Raw genomic sequence first — 14,526 nt, forward strand, 5'->3', positions numbered from 1 at the left:
GGACAGACCCCGCCAGGGGCGGCGGCCCGGGTTCACAGGCTCGGTATCAGCGAGTAAATTTGAACGTACAAATTCTGAGGTCACCCTGCCGGGCCGAGCCGGGGCCGTCGGCGGTGAATGGCGAGGACCACAGGGGATCGGGAGAGGGAAACGAGGAGAGCGTGGCCGAGAGGGGACAGTGGCAGGGGAAGTCCGATCCGGGGCAGTCCGATGCTGCGGATGCCATGGGGGCGGCTGCTCCGACGCTCATCGACGTCGCCAGGGCGGCGGGGGTTTCCCGGCAGACGGTCTCCAACGTGCTGCATGCGCCCGACCGTGTCCGCCCGGTGACACGGGAGCGGGTCGAGAAGGTCATCGCCGAGCTCGGCTATCAGCCGAACCGCCTGGCGCAGGCGCTGCGCGCCAACGCGTCACGAATGATCGGCTATCGCATCAAGCCCCTTGCGCCGGGCGCACTCGCCTCGTTCCACGACCGTTTCCTGCACACGCTCGCCGAAGTCGGCCTGAGCACCGACCGCCGTCTGCTGCTGTTCACCGCCGACGATCCGGAGTCCGAGGTCGCCTCCTGCGCGCGGCTGCACCGCAGCGGCGAGGCGGACGGCTTCGTGCTGTACGACCTGACGGCGAACGATCCACGGCCGCAGGCTCTGCTCGAACTCCGCGTGCCCTTCGTCGCGTTCGGCCGCACCTCGGAGGGGACGGACGGGTATTCCTGGGTCGATGTGGACAACGCGTCGGGTACTGCTGCGGCGGTCGACCACCTGATCCACCGCGATCACCGGCGCATCGGCTTCATCGGCTGGCCTGCCGGCGACACCATTGGCGACCGTCGCGCCCAGGGCTGGCACACGGCGATCGACCGGCATGGGTTGGGCGCCGATTGCCGTGCCCTCGACGTGCGGGGTGACGACTCCGTCGGTGCTGGCGCCCAGATGGCGCTCGCCCTGCTGGGACGGCCGGAACCGCCCACGGCGATCGTCACCGCTACGGACACGCTCGCGGTGGGTGTGCTGCGCGCCGCCCAGCAGTGGGGAGTTGAGGTCGGCCGGGACCTCGCCGTCGTCGGCTTCGACGACACACCCACGGCAGCGGCCCTGGACCTGAGCAGCGTCCGTCAGCCCATCGAATTGGTGGGGCAACGCGTCATGGCCGCGCTGCTCGGCAGTCCTGCGGGCCTTCCGGCGGACGTCCGGGGCCGGCTGAACGGCGCGAGTGACAATCGCGTTGAGGCCGGCACGCGCGGTGAACTGCTCACGCCGCAGCTCGTCGTACGGTGGTCGAGCGCCAGCCCTGCACCGCGGACCCGTCCCAATTCGCTCAACGGTCGCTGAACCCGATCGGGATCGGCGATCCCGCTGACCGGCACGCCATGTTCCCCGCCGCCCCGATGAGGCCACCGCACGACTTCGAGATCGGCCGCTCAACCAAAAGACCGTGTTCAGCGAGCTCGCCGACGAGTGAAGATACCTTCGTGCGGCACCGCACAGTCAGCTCGGACGGTCATAGCGGGACAGCATGACCCGCCCAGCTCACCTGCGTCAATACCTCGATAAGAGCTCATGCATTCGTTTTATGAACGTTCCAATAGCAGTGAGTGGCCATATTGACACTTAGTGCAATATTTTGCGGTATGGTCAGCCGACGGAACCTCCAGCGGGGACCGAGCTGTATCGGCGGCGGCCGACTGCGTTGACGGTCGAGCAGGGCCGCAAGCGCGTCGTCGTGGCGAATCTGATCTCTGTGTGCGTGCATCGCCATCTCGTCTGAGCAGGTCAGCCCGCTTTTGGGCGCATCACCGCCGGGCGATTCGTGAGGCTGCAGACAAGAGCGGATTTCGGGCGAGTTCTAACCATGCTCTTGATTTGCACGTTCAAATATGTCATCAATCACGTACCCGCCGGACTGCCGGTGGCGACGGTCCTTCCCCCAAGGAGTGACATGAGACGACGACGCAGCAGATTGCTGCTGGTGGCGAGCGCGGTGCTCGCCTGCGCCAGCGGCTTGGTCACGGTGACCGCGGTGACATCACAGGCGAGCGCGACGCCTGCATCTTGTGTTGTCGGCGTGCTGTGCGAGGCCGAGCAGGCCACGCTCACTGGGGCGGTCGGCACGGGGTCCGACCACAACGGGTACACGGGCGCCGGGTTCGCCGCGGGGTTCACGGCGACGGGCGCCGCCCTGACCGATGGCCTGGACGTGGCGACGGCAGGCACGTACGAGCTGCGGGTGCGGTACGCCAACGGGACCGGCGGTGACGGGCAGCACGCCACTCGCACGCTCAGCGTCTCCCTCGACGGCGGCGCGCCCACCACGGTCACGCTGCCGACCACACCGAGCTGGGACGACTGGGCGATCGCCACCGTCCCGTCATTGACGCTGACCGCCGGCAAGCACACGCTGGTGATCACCCGCGGCAACAACGACTCCGGCAACGTCAACATCGACAGCTTCGCCGTCACCACCCCAGGCATGCCATATCCCACCCCGCCCCCACCTCCCAGTTACATCTGCGGCAGCACGACCAACTCGGAGTGGGCGCACGGCACCACGGCCTCGGCAATAGGCTGGGCCGGCAACCATCAGGGCGTCGTCGCCTGCCTCGCCGGCAGTTTCGTTGTGAAGAACACTCAGCAGCTCTACGGGTATGGCGTCTACAACAAGACGACCACGACCTGGAAGAACGCGGAGGGCTACCTGCCCGCGCTGATCACCAGCTTCAAGGCAGACGGCGCCAAGGTCAGCATCACCAACTTCGGCGACAAGGTCACCATCGGCGGCAAAGACTTCGTCGCCGTCTACAGCCGAGTGGCCGTCACGAACAACAGCACATCCACGATCACGGTCGACCCACAACCCACGCCGGGCCTCGTGGCGTTGAACAACGCCTCGAACGACGTGCCGGCCGGGCGGACCGTCGTCCACGACTACGCGGTGTTCTCCGACGAGTTCGGCGCCACCGTCCCCTACCCCTCGGATACGCAGCTGCGCGCCGCCGGTGGCTGGGCCCAGCACTACGCCCACATGCGCACTTACTGGAACAAGCAGTTGCGTGGCATCGCCGAGATCAAGGAGCTACCGGACCGCACGCTCATCGACGCGTACAAGACAGGGTTCATCTACACCCAGATAACGCGAGACGGCCCCGTGCTCAAGACTGGTGTCAACGGCTACGACAAGGAGTACAGCCACGACGTCATCGGCATCGTCGCCAACATGCTCACGCAGGGTTTCCAGCGCGAGGACTCGCTGACCGCGCTGGACCTACTGCTGCGGTTGCGCGACGTCGTCGGTCCGCAGGCGCAGTACGACGACGGCATCTGGAAGTACGCCTGGCCGTGGGCGATCTACCTGCAAAAGACCGGCGACCTGGCCGGCGTCAAGGCGAACTTCGCCACGCCGGGGCCGGCCGGGGACGCCGCACAGCCAAGCATCAAGGCCACCGCCCACGCCATCGCCGCGGCCCGCACCGGACCAGGCGGGATCATGCACATGACCTCTGACATCGACTCCAACGGCTACTGGACGATCGACGACTACTCGGCGCTGATGGGGCTGGCGGCCTACCGCTGGCTGGCGGAGCAGGTCGGCGACAAGACCGAGTCGCAGTGGGCGACTAACGAGTACACCAGCCTGCTCAACGCGGTGAACACCACGCTGACCAGTACGATCACGAAGTACCACTTGAATTACCTGCCGTGCTCGATGGTCGAACCCAACGACAAGAACCGGTGCTCGAACCCCAAGGACGCCAACTGGGCCGCGCCGTTCCTGTTCGGCCGCTGGGCCTGGGACGGCTACCTCTTCGGCGCCCCGATCCATGGTCCCGGCAAGGATCTCATCGACGCGACGTACGACTATGGTTTCGGGCGGCTGGCCGGGATCCTGCCGCCGAACACCTTCGGTGGGTACGGCAGCCAGGACTACACGACCGCCTACAACGCCGGCTACGGCGAGTGGGGTCTGGCCGGCAACGCGCACCGTGACCAGAGCATCCTCAGCTACCAGTTCATGATCGCCAACGCGCAGTCCGGGCCGTACTCGTGGTGGGAAGAGATGAGCGGGCCGGACCCGAAGTCGCCGTGGGTGGGCAACCACCCCGCAGACGGCGGCGGTTCCTCCCCGCACGCCTGGGGTGCCGCGGACGCCAACATGGCGCTGCTCGACTCGCTGGTCGTCGAGCGCGGTGACGGCACCCTGATCGTCGGACGGGGTGTGCCGAAAGCCTGGATCGGCAACAGCCGTAAGCCGATCACGGTGGACAACATGCCGATCACCGGCGGCAAGCGGCTCGCCCTCTCCATCGTCAGCCGCGGGAAGCAGGTCGTGCTGACCCTCAAGGGCGACCCCAGCGCCGGACCGATCCTGTTTCAGCTGCCGGCGTTCGTCGGCAACATCGAAGGGGCGAGCACGGGCAAGGTCGACGCGAACTCCGGCACAGTGACCCTGCCGGCCGGCACGCGGTCCGTCGTGGTGACCCTGAACCACGTGACGTCCTAAGCCGTCACGAACAGGTGCCTGTGTGCCGTCACGTTCCAGAGTGACGGCACACAGGCGCCTTCTCAGCGTTGATGTCGGCGGCTGCACCGTGCGGGAACGGTGCGGGCGATGGGCTCGACATCAACACCGAGTGGGTCTCGTTCTTGACCTACGATGGCTCCGCGATCCCATCAACCCGCCCGCCACCAAGCTTCTCCGCGGATTCCGCCAAAACGGGGGACGCTACTTCAACACCGACGAACGCGACTTCGTCGCCGTCTACAGCCGTTAGCCTTGCACGAATTCGTAGGTGTAGAACACCAGGCCGTCACCGATCTTTCGTGTGTTGACCAGGTGCATCGGCTTCTTGTCGCTGGTCTCGTCGAAGATACGCAGCCCGGCTCCCAGCACGATCGGGAAAGCTACCAGCCGTAGTTCATCAGCCAAGTTGTGTTCTATCAGTGTGCGAACGAGTTGATAGCTGCCGTAGACCAGGATTTCCCCGTCCACTTTCCGCTTCAGCTCCGAGACCTCTTTCACCATATCGCCGCCCAGGACCGTGGCGTTGCTCCACTGAGGATCCTCGAGAGTCGACGACACGATGTACTTGGGGAGGCTTCTCACTCTGTTCGCCCATTCGGGGCTCACGCGGCCTTCCGCTTCATTGCGCGCAATCATCCGGTCCGCGAACCACTCACTGGTCCGCCCGCCCAGCAGTAGCGCCTCGGCACCCAGCGCTTCCTGCGTCTCGCGGGCGACCCAGTCTTCGAGGTCGTTGGCCCCCACGTACTGGTGGAACCAGCCGCCCCGCTCGAAGCCCTCCTCGCCGTCCGGGTCCTGCACCACGCCATCGAGTGTGACATTCGAGGTGATGACGATCTTTCCCATTTCCGTACTCCTTTGACAATGTTGTCGGTCATTACTGGTCTCGACGGTGCGCCGTCGATGCGGTCATGGCGTCGCTCACGAGGCGGCGGTTTCCATCGCGGGGCCGACTTCGACCCCGCCGCCGACCCGCAGCACCGGGCAGTCCTTGGCCAGCGCGAGCGCGGAGTCCATGTCCGCTGCGGACACCACCGAGTGGCCGATCATTCGGGAGCCGCTGCCGCCGACCTCGCCGAGCGAGGCGTAATCGGTCACCGCGTGGCCGATGTCCACCAGGGCCGCGCCGAGCCCGCCGAACCAGGCTTGCCAGTCGGCCGGTGTCCCGGCGTTGGGCCTGTAGCCGGAGGGCACGCGGTAGGAGAAGACGTAGTTGGCCATGATCTGTGGTCCTGTTCTGTGTCCGGGGCCGCGCCCCGGGACTGGGACCGCCTCCAATCAGGTAGACGCCGGCGCGGCCATGAATTTGGGCGCGGAGACACCGCCCAATTCGCGGGCTCGACGGCGTCAGTATCGGTATGCAAGCCGAACGCGGCGCTGCGGAAAGTAGAAGTGCGAGGATGCGTGCCGATGGAGATGGACACCACGGATCTGATCGCTCGGGCTCGAGCCGGCGACCACGACGCGTTCCGCGACCTGGTCCAGGGCCACTCCCACGAGTTGCAGGTGCACTGCTACCGCATCCTGGGATCCCTGCAGGACGCCGAGGACGCGCTCCAGGAGACCCTCGTGTCCGCCTGGCGTAACCTCGGCGAGTTCGGCCAGCGGTCCTCGCTGCGGACGTGGCTCTACAAGATCGCGACCAATCGGTGCCTGGACATGTTGCGCGCCGACAGCCGACGCCCCCGCATCGCGCCCCCGCTGCCCGAGGCCACCCTGCCCGAGCCCACCGGTGCCGGCGACCCTGCCTGGTTGGAGCCCTACCCCGACGTCCTGCTCGACCACCTCGTCGACCAGCGCCCTGGACCGGAGGCCCGCTACGAGACGACCGAGGCCATCTCCCTGGCCTTCATCACCGCCCTGCAACTGCTGCCCCCGCGCCAGCGCGCCGCGCTCGTCCTCCGCGACGTCCTGGGCTACCACGCCGCCGAAGTCGCCCAGATGCTCGATGCCACCCAGGAATCGGTGCAAAGTGCCCTCAAACGCGCCCGCGCCACCGTCGACAACCACCTCGCCGACGACGGCAGCACCGGCAGTGGCAGGCCTGCGCGCCAACCCGACACCGCGGCCGAACACCGGCTCGTCGCCAGGTTCACCGACGCCCTGGAACGCGCCGACCTGGACGCACTGATCGAACTGCTCGTCACCGACGTGAGACTCTCCATGCCCCCGGTCATGCTGGAATACCGCGGTCTCGACTCAGCTCAACGCCTCTTCTCCGCCGTCGTCTTCCGCCCCGGCCGCACCTACCGCGTGGTACCCACCCGCGCCAACGGACAGCCCGCCTTCGGCGTGTACCTGGCCGACCCCCACGCCGGCGTCTATCGCGCCTACACCCTCCTGGTCATCACCACCGCCGGCGACACCATCACCGCCATCACCGGCTTCAGCAACACCAACCTCATGACGCGCTTCGGACTGCCCCGAGCCCTTCCCCAAACAGACTGACGGACTTCTGCGGGGCGCCACGCCGTGGCGTCTGTTCACTGGGGTATCGATTGATCGGATAGACAGCCAGCCTTGCTCCGGCAGCGCCGGGCACCGAACCCCGGCGCGGCCGCGATCCACCCCGCAATCGGCTACCCGGTTCGATCAAGGAAGGAACGAGGTTATGCGGAAGGTAATCGAGTACGTTCTGGCCTCGGCGGATGGCGTCACCGAAGACCCCGTGGCCATGGGGGTCGGCAACTACCAGGATGAAGCCTACCTGCGGGATGGCCTCGGTCTACTCGAGTCGTGCGACGCCCTGTTGTTGGGCCGCAGCAGCTATGAAGCCTTCGCCAACCTGTATGGCGGCGGCGGTACTCACAAGCCGATGTGGGCCGACCGGCTCAACGAAATCCCGAAGTACGTGTTCAGTTCCACGCTGGACAAGGCTGACTGGGGCGACCCCACCATCATCCGAGGCGACGCCGTCGCCGAAGTGGCACAACTCAAGCAGCAGGACGGAAGAAACCTGCTCATTCTCGGCCACGGCCGGTTCGGGGAAGCATTGCTCCGCGAACGGCTAATCGACGTGATCGACCTCACTATCTATCCCTTGTTGGTAGGCAAAGGACAGCAGCACTACTTCCGCGCCGGGCAGGACGCCGCATTGAAACTCGCAGCTGTGAAGGCTTTCTCACAGGTTGTCAAGCTGACCTACGAGGTGCAGTGATAACCGACCGGCAAGCCGCGATCACGTCACCTTCGAAGAAGACCGTCTCGGCGCCGAGCCAGTACACCAGGTAGGTGAGGGTCCGGATGTTCTTGGTGTAGTCGGGTCGGCTTTCTAGCTGGTAGCGGCCGAACTCCTCCACCAGGCGCTGGGCGGCTCCCGTCAGCGGAAGTTCCTTGAAAGACATGCTTCGCTGGTTCGTCGCCCGCCGGGAACACCGGCATCGGCCCGCCCTTGCCGGTCGGCAGATCGAGCATCAGCTGCATGGCTCTCCTCATGGCGGGCCTGGCTTCGTCGAGCAGGCGGTACGGATGGCAGTCACGGCAGCGGCCTTCAAACGCTCCGCCGTGATCGCTCTCAGCCAACGGCCGGGGGCAAGGACGCCTTTGACTTCAACGGCGGCGTGAAGGCCGGCTTCTTCACCGCGGTCAGCACCGCGGGTGCGGTGGCCTGCACGGCTGGGGTGGTCAGCCAGTTCAGCTGGTCATCCTGCGCAGCTCCGCGACCGGCTCCAGCGGCCCGTCCAGGTCCCCGCGCATCCGCCCTGTGAGCAGATGGCCGACTCTCTGCGAGGCCAACGCGCCCGCGTCGGTGGGGGTTGCTCCCGCAGTATCCATCAGCGCGAACAACCCCGGCCAGATCACCTTGGTCGACGAGGTGTACCCCCTGGTGCGGCGGCGTCGTCCGGACTCGGGCTGATCCGGCCGGACGGCTGCGGCGTGACGGCGGGGCGGGTCAGCGCAAGATGTTCGGTTTCGTGCGGGGCTGGTTCCAGATCTGGAGGAGGCACCCGGACGGCTTCGTGTGGAACCGCAGGCGGTAGTCGCCGTGGCCCGCGGGGAGCGGCGGCAGGGGCAGCCTCCGTCCGGCGAGTTCGTGCAGGACGGCGTGGCCCGTGCCGAACCGGCAGCTCAGCTCCACGATCCGGTCGTAGGACCGGTCGGGTTCTGGGGGTGTCGGGGAGATCGTCACGGACAGGGCTAGCTCGCCGTCGTGGATGGGCGGCCAGAACAGCGCCGAGCCCGGAACGGCGTCGATGAGGTCGGCGGACTCGGCGTAGGCGGGGACGGGGAGGATGTCGCCCACCGAGCGGGTGCGGTCGAGCAGGGCGAACTGGCCGGCCCGGATCCGGAGCGTGAGGTCGAGGTGCTCGACGTACGCGGTGGTGCGCCGGTCGGGGGCGAAGTCAGCGGGGACGCCGCCGGGGAACCCGCGCGCGGCGATGAAGGCCGTGAGTTCCGAGTCGGTCACCTGGAGGGCGCGTTCGGCGAGGCCGGGGACGTCGCCCGGTTCTGGTCGCTCGAAGGTGGACATCACGAGGAAACCGCGGGTGCCCGGCTCCGGGGGCCGCCAGCGGCTGACCTGGATCATTCCGCATCTCCGGCACGCGGTGCGGTTGATGTTGACGGTCCGTCCGTCCTCATCGGTGTCCGTGGCGGTCACTTCCAGGCGGTTCTCGTCGGGGATGTCGTGGTCGTGGCCGCAGGCGCGGAGGATCTGCTCCATCGCCACGTCGTCCCGGTTCGGGAAGGGCATCATCGGTGGTCACCTCGCGGGCGGGAGAGGAGAGCCCGGCGGCGCTCGGGGGTGAGGGCGGCCGCGACGGCGGGGTCGGCGAGCAGGGCGACGGGCGCGATGTGGTCGGCGCTTCGCGGCCGCCAGTGAGCGAACGCGGCCTCGACGTCCCGCCAGAGGGCGTCGGGGTCATCGCCGTGCTCGTCCACCGCGGCCCTGACGAGGGCGTCGAACTCGGGATTGCCGTACGTCATGTGGGGCTCACCGCTTCGGAGGCGGGCCTGGTACTCGCCGATGAGCAGGTGGAAGTCCGGACGGTCGGCGATCATCGCTGAGTGGAGGACCGAATTGGTGTTGGGGAAGGTGTTCTGGGCGTGCTGGGCGAACAGCAGGGGCAGGAACTCCTCGGTGAACAGCGGATCGGTCAGAAAGCCGTCGAGCATGAAATGGGGAGACACCAGCCGGCCGAGCGACTGCCCGGCGGGATGGTCGAGGAAGAGCTGGAGCTGGGCGCGGAGCGCGGTGGCGCGGTCGCTGCCGAACTCCTCCGCCTTGGCCAGGGTCTCCTCGACGCCGTCGACGCGGCCCGCGAGGGTGTCACGGCGCGCCTGTTCGACCGTGGCGTCCCACGCGTCCCGGACCTCGCCCTCCGGTTTGCGCATCCGGTGGAACTCGGCGTAGAGGTCCTCCATCAGCGCGTAGAAGGACCCGAACCGCTCCGGTGGTGCGGCCTGCCAGGAGAACAGGCTGTAGGCGGCCCATTCGCCATCCTCACCGGCGTCGCCGGGATCGAGGAACAGGATCCCGGCGTCCGCGTCCCGGGAGATCAGCAGGCCGCGGGAGAGACAGGTGCCCTCCTGCGGATCATCGTCGCAGAGCTCCGCCCAGCTGTCCGCCCAGAAGGGCTCGATGTCGCGGAGCCAGCCGATGTCGGACGTGTCGCGCATCCGCCAGACGAAGATCCCGGCGTCGCGCCAGCCGTCCGTCGTCAGGAGGAACTCGCGGTAGGACGGGGGCAGCCGCATGCCGATCCGCTCCTCGGCCGCGGCGACGGCGTCCTCGGTGGCGGGATCGAAGCCGAGCCAGCGGGTGCGCGTCACCTCGGGGTCGGGTTCGGTGTCGGCGCTCCGCACCCATTCCTCGCTCCAGCGCGTCAGCCACGGTCTCCATTCCATGGCGGGCATCCTGCCGACCGCGTACGACATTTCCAGCGAGTATGGGCGGCCACCTGGCGGTGGTGGTGAGCGGTCACGGTTCTGGCAACCAACGGTCGTCGGAACTGGCGGTAGGCGGCCAAGCCGATGTGGTGTGTGGGTGCGGGCAGTGCAGCGTGTACGTCGGCGGTGAAGGCGATGAGGGCATCGGTGCGGGGGTCGTTCGGGGCGAGCATGCTGCTGACCAGGTATTGGCCTTCCCGCAGGGCCCGGGCGTTGCCGGTGGTGTAGGCGCTGGGCCGGCAGTGCAGGACGTGTCCGTGCCCGGTCATACCGTCGATGTGAAACGACGGCGCGGCGATGTACTCCTCCACCATCCACTCGTCGGGCCGCTTGTCGAGTGCCGGCGCCGCTCCAGATGAGCATGACATCACCCTGCTTCATGTCCGCGCCGTTGCGCGATACGAGTGGACATTCACCGGCGACAACCCCTAAGTTTGCGGCTCCTTTAGGGGTTCCGACGGTCGTTCCGGCGCGATATGAATGGCGTTGAGCGGACTAAGAAATCGGTGCGGGAATGACGTTGGGCAACGAGAACGCGAACCTCGTCTGGCAGCTCATTGAGGCTGCGAACCTGAACGACGAGGAGATCCTCGGAGTCGCCCACCGACTGCCGTACGGGAACGCCTCGGAGGTGTCGTGTAAGGAGCTGTTTCTCGACATCCTCCCGCAGTACCTGATACCTGACTATCCGGTCCCGAAGGGCTCCTCGCCCATTGATGAGACGACATGACCAGGCGGGCGTTGATCACTGGCATCCGTGGCCAGGATGGCTCGTACCTTGCCGAGCATCTGCTCGCCGAAGGCTACGAGGTGTGGGGACTGGTTCGCGGGCAGATCGAGCCGCGGATGCCACTCGCTCCCCACCTGGGTGACGAGGTCCACCTGGTCCGCGGTGACCTCCTTGATCGGGACAGCCTGATACGGGCGATCGAGCAGTGCGAGCCGGACGAGGTGTACAACCTGGGCGCGATCTCGTACGTGCCGCTGTCCTGGCGGCAAGCGGAGATCACCGCCGAGGTGACGGGTGTCGGCGTGTTGCGGATCCTCGAAGCGATTCGGGTCGTCTCCGGCGCGCGCGGCTCGCAATCGACCACTGGGCGGCAGATTCGCTTCTGCCAGGCGTCTTCGTCGGCGATGTACGGCAAGGTGCGGGAGACGCCGCAGAACGAGCTCACGCAATTTCACCCGCGTAGTCCGTACGGCGCCGCGAAGGCGTACGGCCATTACATTACGCAGAGCTATCGCGAGTCGTACGGTATGCATGCCTCGTCCAGCATTTTGTTCAATCACGAATCACCGCGGCGGGGTCGAGAGTTCGTGACCCGCAAGGTGTCCCTGGGCGTGGCGCGGATCAAGCTCGGCCAGGCTACCGAGCTTCGGCTGGGCGACCTGGACGCACAGGTGGACTGGGGTTTCGCTGGTGACTACATACGTGCGATGCACCTGATGTTGAGCCAGGACGTGGCGGACGACTATGTGGTCGGCACCGGGCGCATGCACAGCGTTCAGCAGTTGGTGGAGCTTGCGTTCTCGTGCGCCGGGCTGAAATGGCGCGACCACGTGCGCGTCGACCCCGAACTCGTGCGACCAGCCGACGTGGTTTTGCTGTGTGCCGACTACAAGAAGGCAGAGCTCAAGCTGGGCTGGCGGCCGTCGATGTCCTTCGAGGACCTGGTGGCGCTGATGGTGGAGAGCGACCTGCGACTGCTGTCCACGACATGACGAGTACGGGCGAGAAGGAGCTGCGCGGGGTGAAAGGGCTCAACGAGATGAACTGTCAGATCTGCTCTAGCAAGGCGCTCGTACACGTCAGCTCGCTCGGGCATCATGCGCTGCCAGACGTGTTTCTTACACCACGCCAGGCGACTGAGTCATTCACGGTCTACCCGCTGGACCTGTACGTTTGCAGCCAGTGCTGGCTCGCACAGATCGGCTACACCGTCGATCCAAGTCTTCTCTTCAGGGACTTTGTCTACACCACGGAGTCCAACCCGGCTTCGAAGCCGCATTTCGAGGGGCTGGTCAAGTCGTTCATCGAGCGCTTCCAGCTCGGCCCGAACGATCTCGCGGTGGATCTCGCGAGCAACGACGGCACCCTGCTCGAGCAGTACGGGAACGCGGTTAAGATCCTGGGCGTAGACCCCTCGTCGGCGGCGGAGAGAGCCATCGCAAAGGGTCTGCCGACAATCGTAGATTTCTTCACCGAGGACACAGCCCGGCAAATCTTGGCGACGCATCAGCCGGCCAAGATAGTCACCACTATGAACGCGTTCGCCCACATCAAGGAGCTGGATGCCTTCATGGGCGGCGTGCTGGCGCTGCTCGCCAAGGACGGTGTCTTTGTAAGCGAGTCTCACCATCTTCAGAACGTCATCGCCAAGATGCAGTACGACCTAATTCACCATGAGCACCTCCGATTCTATTCCTTGAGGCCGCTGATGGTGCTATTTGCTCGTTATGGACTCGAGATCTTCGATGTTGAAGAGAATGAGATGCAGGGCGGGTCTATTCTGGTCTATGCCGCCCGTAATGGCGCCTATCCGGCCTCTGCGAACGTCGCGAGGATGCTCGAGCAGGAAACGGCCGCCGGCCTCTATTCGGCCGTGACCTATGAGACCTGGGCGCTTCGACTGATTCAGTCGAAGCAGCGGCTCATGTCTCTCTTGTACAGTCTCAAAGCCAAGGGAGCGAGGATCGCCGGTATCGGGGCGTCTGCCAAGGGAAATACCATCATCAACTACTGTGGCATTCGACCGGACATACTCGACTTCATCACAGAAATCTCCGAGCTGAAGTTGGGGAAGCTCGCTCCTGGTTCGCTGATTCCTGTGGTTGCTGACCAGGAGCTCCTGGAGCGGCAGCCGGAATTCGCGCTGATCCTGACGTCGAACCTGAAGGATATCGTCATTCGGAAGCTGAGAGAAAGAGGGTACAAAGGTAAGTTCATTGTTCCTGGTGACGTGCCTTCTATCGAATAGAAGACCGCATGGGCCTGAGAGGATCAACATGAAGAGGGCTCTGATTACCGGCATCGCCGGGCAGGATGGCAGCTATCTGTCGGAATATTTGCTGTCCAAGGGCTATGAAGTCTGGGGTATCGTTCGGCGTAACTCGGTTCCGGAGAATCAAAGCTCCAGAATTGGCTCGCTCGGCGAGCTTCATATCGAGTACGGGGACCTGCTCGACGTCTCATCGCTCGAGCGGTGCATGCGGCTGGCGTCGCCAGACGAGATCTACAATCTCGCGTCCCAGAGTCATGTCCGGATCAGCTTCGACATCCCGCAGTTCACGGTTCAGGCAAATGCCGTGGGCCTGCTGAATTTGCTGGAGGTCTATCGAAGGCTCGCGCCCGAGGCCCGCTTCTACCAGGCGAGCTCATCGGAGATGTTTGGAAACTCGGTGGACTCGGATGGGTTTCAACGCGAAACGACTCCCATGAACCCGGTGAGTCCGTATGGGTGCTCCAAGGTCTTTGGCTACAACATGGTTCGCAACTATCGAAACAGCTTCGATCTCTTCGCGGTCAACGGCATCCTATTCAATCACGAGAGCCCTAGACGAGGGTCGAACTTCGTGACGAATAAGGTGGTGAAGTCTGCCGTTCAGATCAAGTACAAGCTCGCGCAGCAGTTGGTCCTCGGCAATCTGGATTCGTACCGAGATTGGGGTCACTCAAAGGACTATGTGCGCGGGATGCATATGATCCTCAATCATGACCTGCCGGGTGATTATGTGATCGCCACTGGGCAGACACACTCGATCCGAGAGCTCTGTGAGTACGTCTTCGGCCGGCTGGGGATGGACTACCGAGAATATGTCGTCCAGGACGCCAGGTACATGCGCCCAGAAGAGCTCACGTATCTGCGAGGCGATTCGTCCCTCTTCCGGAAGACGTTCGGATGGGAGCCCGAGTACACCTTCGAGGCGTTGCTCGACGAGATGATCGAGCACTGGGAGTCGGTCCTCGGGACATCCCGACACGCCTGGAGGAGAACGGACTTCCGGCAGGGGCAGCGCTTGTAGGCGGGTCCGTTCATTTGCTGTGGTTCCGTGAGTGGTCGCGCGTGCTGCCGGCTGTCGGACTGATCGCCGGTCCGCGGTAGGCCGAGCAGGCACAGC

At 65.4% G+C, this 14,526-nt stretch carries 16 protein-coding genes; 9 read left to right on the forward strand and 7 right to left on the reverse strand.

Going from position 1 to position 14,526, the window contains the following annotated elements:
- The first annotated feature begins 113 nt into the window (after nucleotides 1–113).
- The 3 genes from ACYVF7_RS23735 (at nucleotide 114) to ACYVF7_RS23745 (ending at nucleotide 4,768) form a co-directional block, all read left to right on the forward strand.
- The gene (locus tag ACYVF7_RS23735) at nucleotides 114–1,331 is read left to right on the forward strand and encodes a LacI family DNA-binding transcriptional regulator (protein ID WP_460344580.1); all 1,218 of its coding nucleotides are present in this window, start codon (nucleotides 114–116) and stop codon (nucleotides 1,329–1,331) included.
- A 607-nt stretch (nucleotides 1,332–1,938) separates the two neighbouring features.
- Complete coding sequence (locus ACYVF7_RS23740; protein ID WP_460344583.1) at nucleotides 1,939–4,497, forward strand: CBM35 domain-containing protein; 2,559 nt, start codon at nucleotides 1,939–1,941, stop codon at nucleotides 4,495–4,497.
- 130 nt (nucleotides 4,498–4,627) lie between these two features.
- Nucleotides 4,628–4,768, forward strand: a complete 141-nt coding sequence (locus ACYVF7_RS23745; RefSeq protein ID WP_460344586.1) for a hypothetical protein — start codon at nucleotides 4,628–4,630, stop codon at nucleotides 4,766–4,768.
- On the opposite strand, the gene ACYVF7_RS23750 is transcribed toward ACYVF7_RS23745, so the two are convergent.
- Both ACYVF7_RS23750 and ACYVF7_RS23755 read right to left on the reverse strand, forming a co-directional pair.
- Nucleotides 4,765–5,364: a dihydrofolate reductase family protein gene (locus ACYVF7_RS23750; RefSeq protein WP_460344589.1), complete on the reverse strand. Its 600-nt coding sequence runs from the start codon at nucleotides 5,362–5,364 to the stop codon at nucleotides 4,765–4,767. The two genes, ACYVF7_RS23745 and ACYVF7_RS23750, sit on opposite strands and share 4 nt — an antisense overlap.
- A 75-nt stretch (nucleotides 5,365–5,439) precedes the next feature.
- Complete coding sequence (locus tag ACYVF7_RS23755) at nucleotides 5,440–5,739, reverse strand: hypothetical protein (RefSeq protein WP_460344592.1); 300 nt, start codon at nucleotides 5,737–5,739, stop codon at nucleotides 5,440–5,442.
- A 189-nt stretch (nucleotides 5,740–5,928) separates the two neighbouring features.
- On the opposite strand from ACYVF7_RS23755, the gene ACYVF7_RS23760 reads away from it, so the two are divergent.
- Both ACYVF7_RS23760 and ACYVF7_RS23765 read left to right on the forward strand, forming a co-directional pair.
- Nucleotides 5,929–6,966, forward strand: coding sequence for a sigma-70 family RNA polymerase sigma factor (locus tag ACYVF7_RS23760; RefSeq protein WP_460344595.1), 1,038 nt, complete (start codon nucleotides 5,929–5,931; stop codon nucleotides 6,964–6,966).
- Nucleotides 6,967–7,129: 163 nt separating this feature from the next.
- Nucleotides 7,130–7,675, forward strand: coding sequence for a dihydrofolate reductase family protein (locus ACYVF7_RS23765; RefSeq protein ID WP_460344598.1), 546 nt, complete (start codon nucleotides 7,130–7,132; stop codon nucleotides 7,673–7,675).
- On the opposite strand, the gene ACYVF7_RS23770 is transcribed toward ACYVF7_RS23765, so the two are convergent.
- The 5 genes from ACYVF7_RS23770 to ACYVF7_RS23790 form a co-directional block, all read right to left on the reverse strand.
- Entirely contained in the window at nucleotides 7,650–7,862 is a 213-nt protein-coding gene (locus ACYVF7_RS23770; protein ID WP_460344601.1) for a hypothetical protein, read from the reverse strand. The genes ACYVF7_RS23765 and ACYVF7_RS23770 overlap by 26 nt on opposite strands.
- A gap of 289 nt (nucleotides 7,863–8,151) precedes the next feature.
- Entirely contained in the window at nucleotides 8,152–8,292 is a 141-nt protein-coding gene (locus ACYVF7_RS23775) for a hypothetical protein (protein WP_460344604.1), read from the reverse strand.
- A 118-nt stretch (nucleotides 8,293–8,410) separates the two neighbouring features.
- Nucleotides 8,411–9,214 carry a hypothetical protein gene (locus ACYVF7_RS23780; protein ID WP_460344607.1) on the reverse strand — a complete coding sequence of 268 codons (804 nt, stop codon included), beginning with the start codon at nucleotides 9,212–9,214 and terminating at the stop codon, nucleotides 8,411–8,413.
- Complete coding sequence (locus ACYVF7_RS23785) at nucleotides 9,211–10,365, reverse strand: SMI1/KNR4 family protein (protein ID WP_460344610.1); 1,155 nt, start codon at nucleotides 10,363–10,365, stop codon at nucleotides 9,211–9,213. Before ACYVF7_RS23785 ends, ACYVF7_RS23780 begins: the two co-directional genes overlap by 4 nt.
- Complete coding sequence (locus ACYVF7_RS23790) at nucleotides 10,344–10,775, reverse strand: hypothetical protein (RefSeq protein WP_460344613.1); 432 nt, start codon at nucleotides 10,773–10,775, stop codon at nucleotides 10,344–10,346. The genes ACYVF7_RS23785 and ACYVF7_RS23790 overlap by 22 nt, the downstream gene beginning before the upstream one ends.
- Before the next feature lie 146 nt (nucleotides 10,776–10,921).
- Here ACYVF7_RS23790 and ACYVF7_RS23795 point away from each other — a divergent pair, with 146 nt between their 5' ends.
- From ACYVF7_RS23795 to ACYVF7_RS23810, 4 genes are read left to right on the forward strand one after another with little or no spacing between them, the layout of a single operon-like run.
- Nucleotides 10,922–11,137: a hypothetical protein gene (locus tag ACYVF7_RS23795; RefSeq protein ID WP_460344616.1), complete on the forward strand. Its 216-nt coding sequence runs from the start codon at nucleotides 10,922–10,924 to the stop codon at nucleotides 11,135–11,137.
- On the forward strand, nucleotides 11,134–12,129 hold the full coding sequence (locus ACYVF7_RS23800; RefSeq protein ID WP_460344619.1) for a GDP-mannose 4,6-dehydratase: 996 nt from the start codon (nucleotides 11,134–11,136) through the stop codon (nucleotides 12,127–12,129). The genes ACYVF7_RS23795 and ACYVF7_RS23800 overlap by 4 nt, the downstream gene beginning before the upstream one ends.
- Nucleotides 12,126–13,385, forward strand: coding sequence for a class I SAM-dependent methyltransferase (locus ACYVF7_RS23805; protein ID WP_460344622.1), 1,260 nt, complete (start codon nucleotides 12,126–12,128; stop codon nucleotides 13,383–13,385). Before ACYVF7_RS23800 ends, ACYVF7_RS23805 begins: the two co-directional genes overlap by 4 nt.
- 28 nt (nucleotides 13,386–13,413) lie before the next feature.
- Nucleotides 13,414–14,430 carry a GDP-mannose 4,6-dehydratase gene (locus tag ACYVF7_RS23810; protein ID WP_460344625.1) on the forward strand — a complete coding sequence of 339 codons (1,017 nt, stop codon included), beginning with the start codon at nucleotides 13,414–13,416 and terminating at the stop codon, nucleotides 14,428–14,430.
- Nucleotides 14,431–14,526: the final 96 nt, after the last annotated feature.

Source organism: Actinoallomurus acanthiterrae (genome assembly GCF_054775715.1).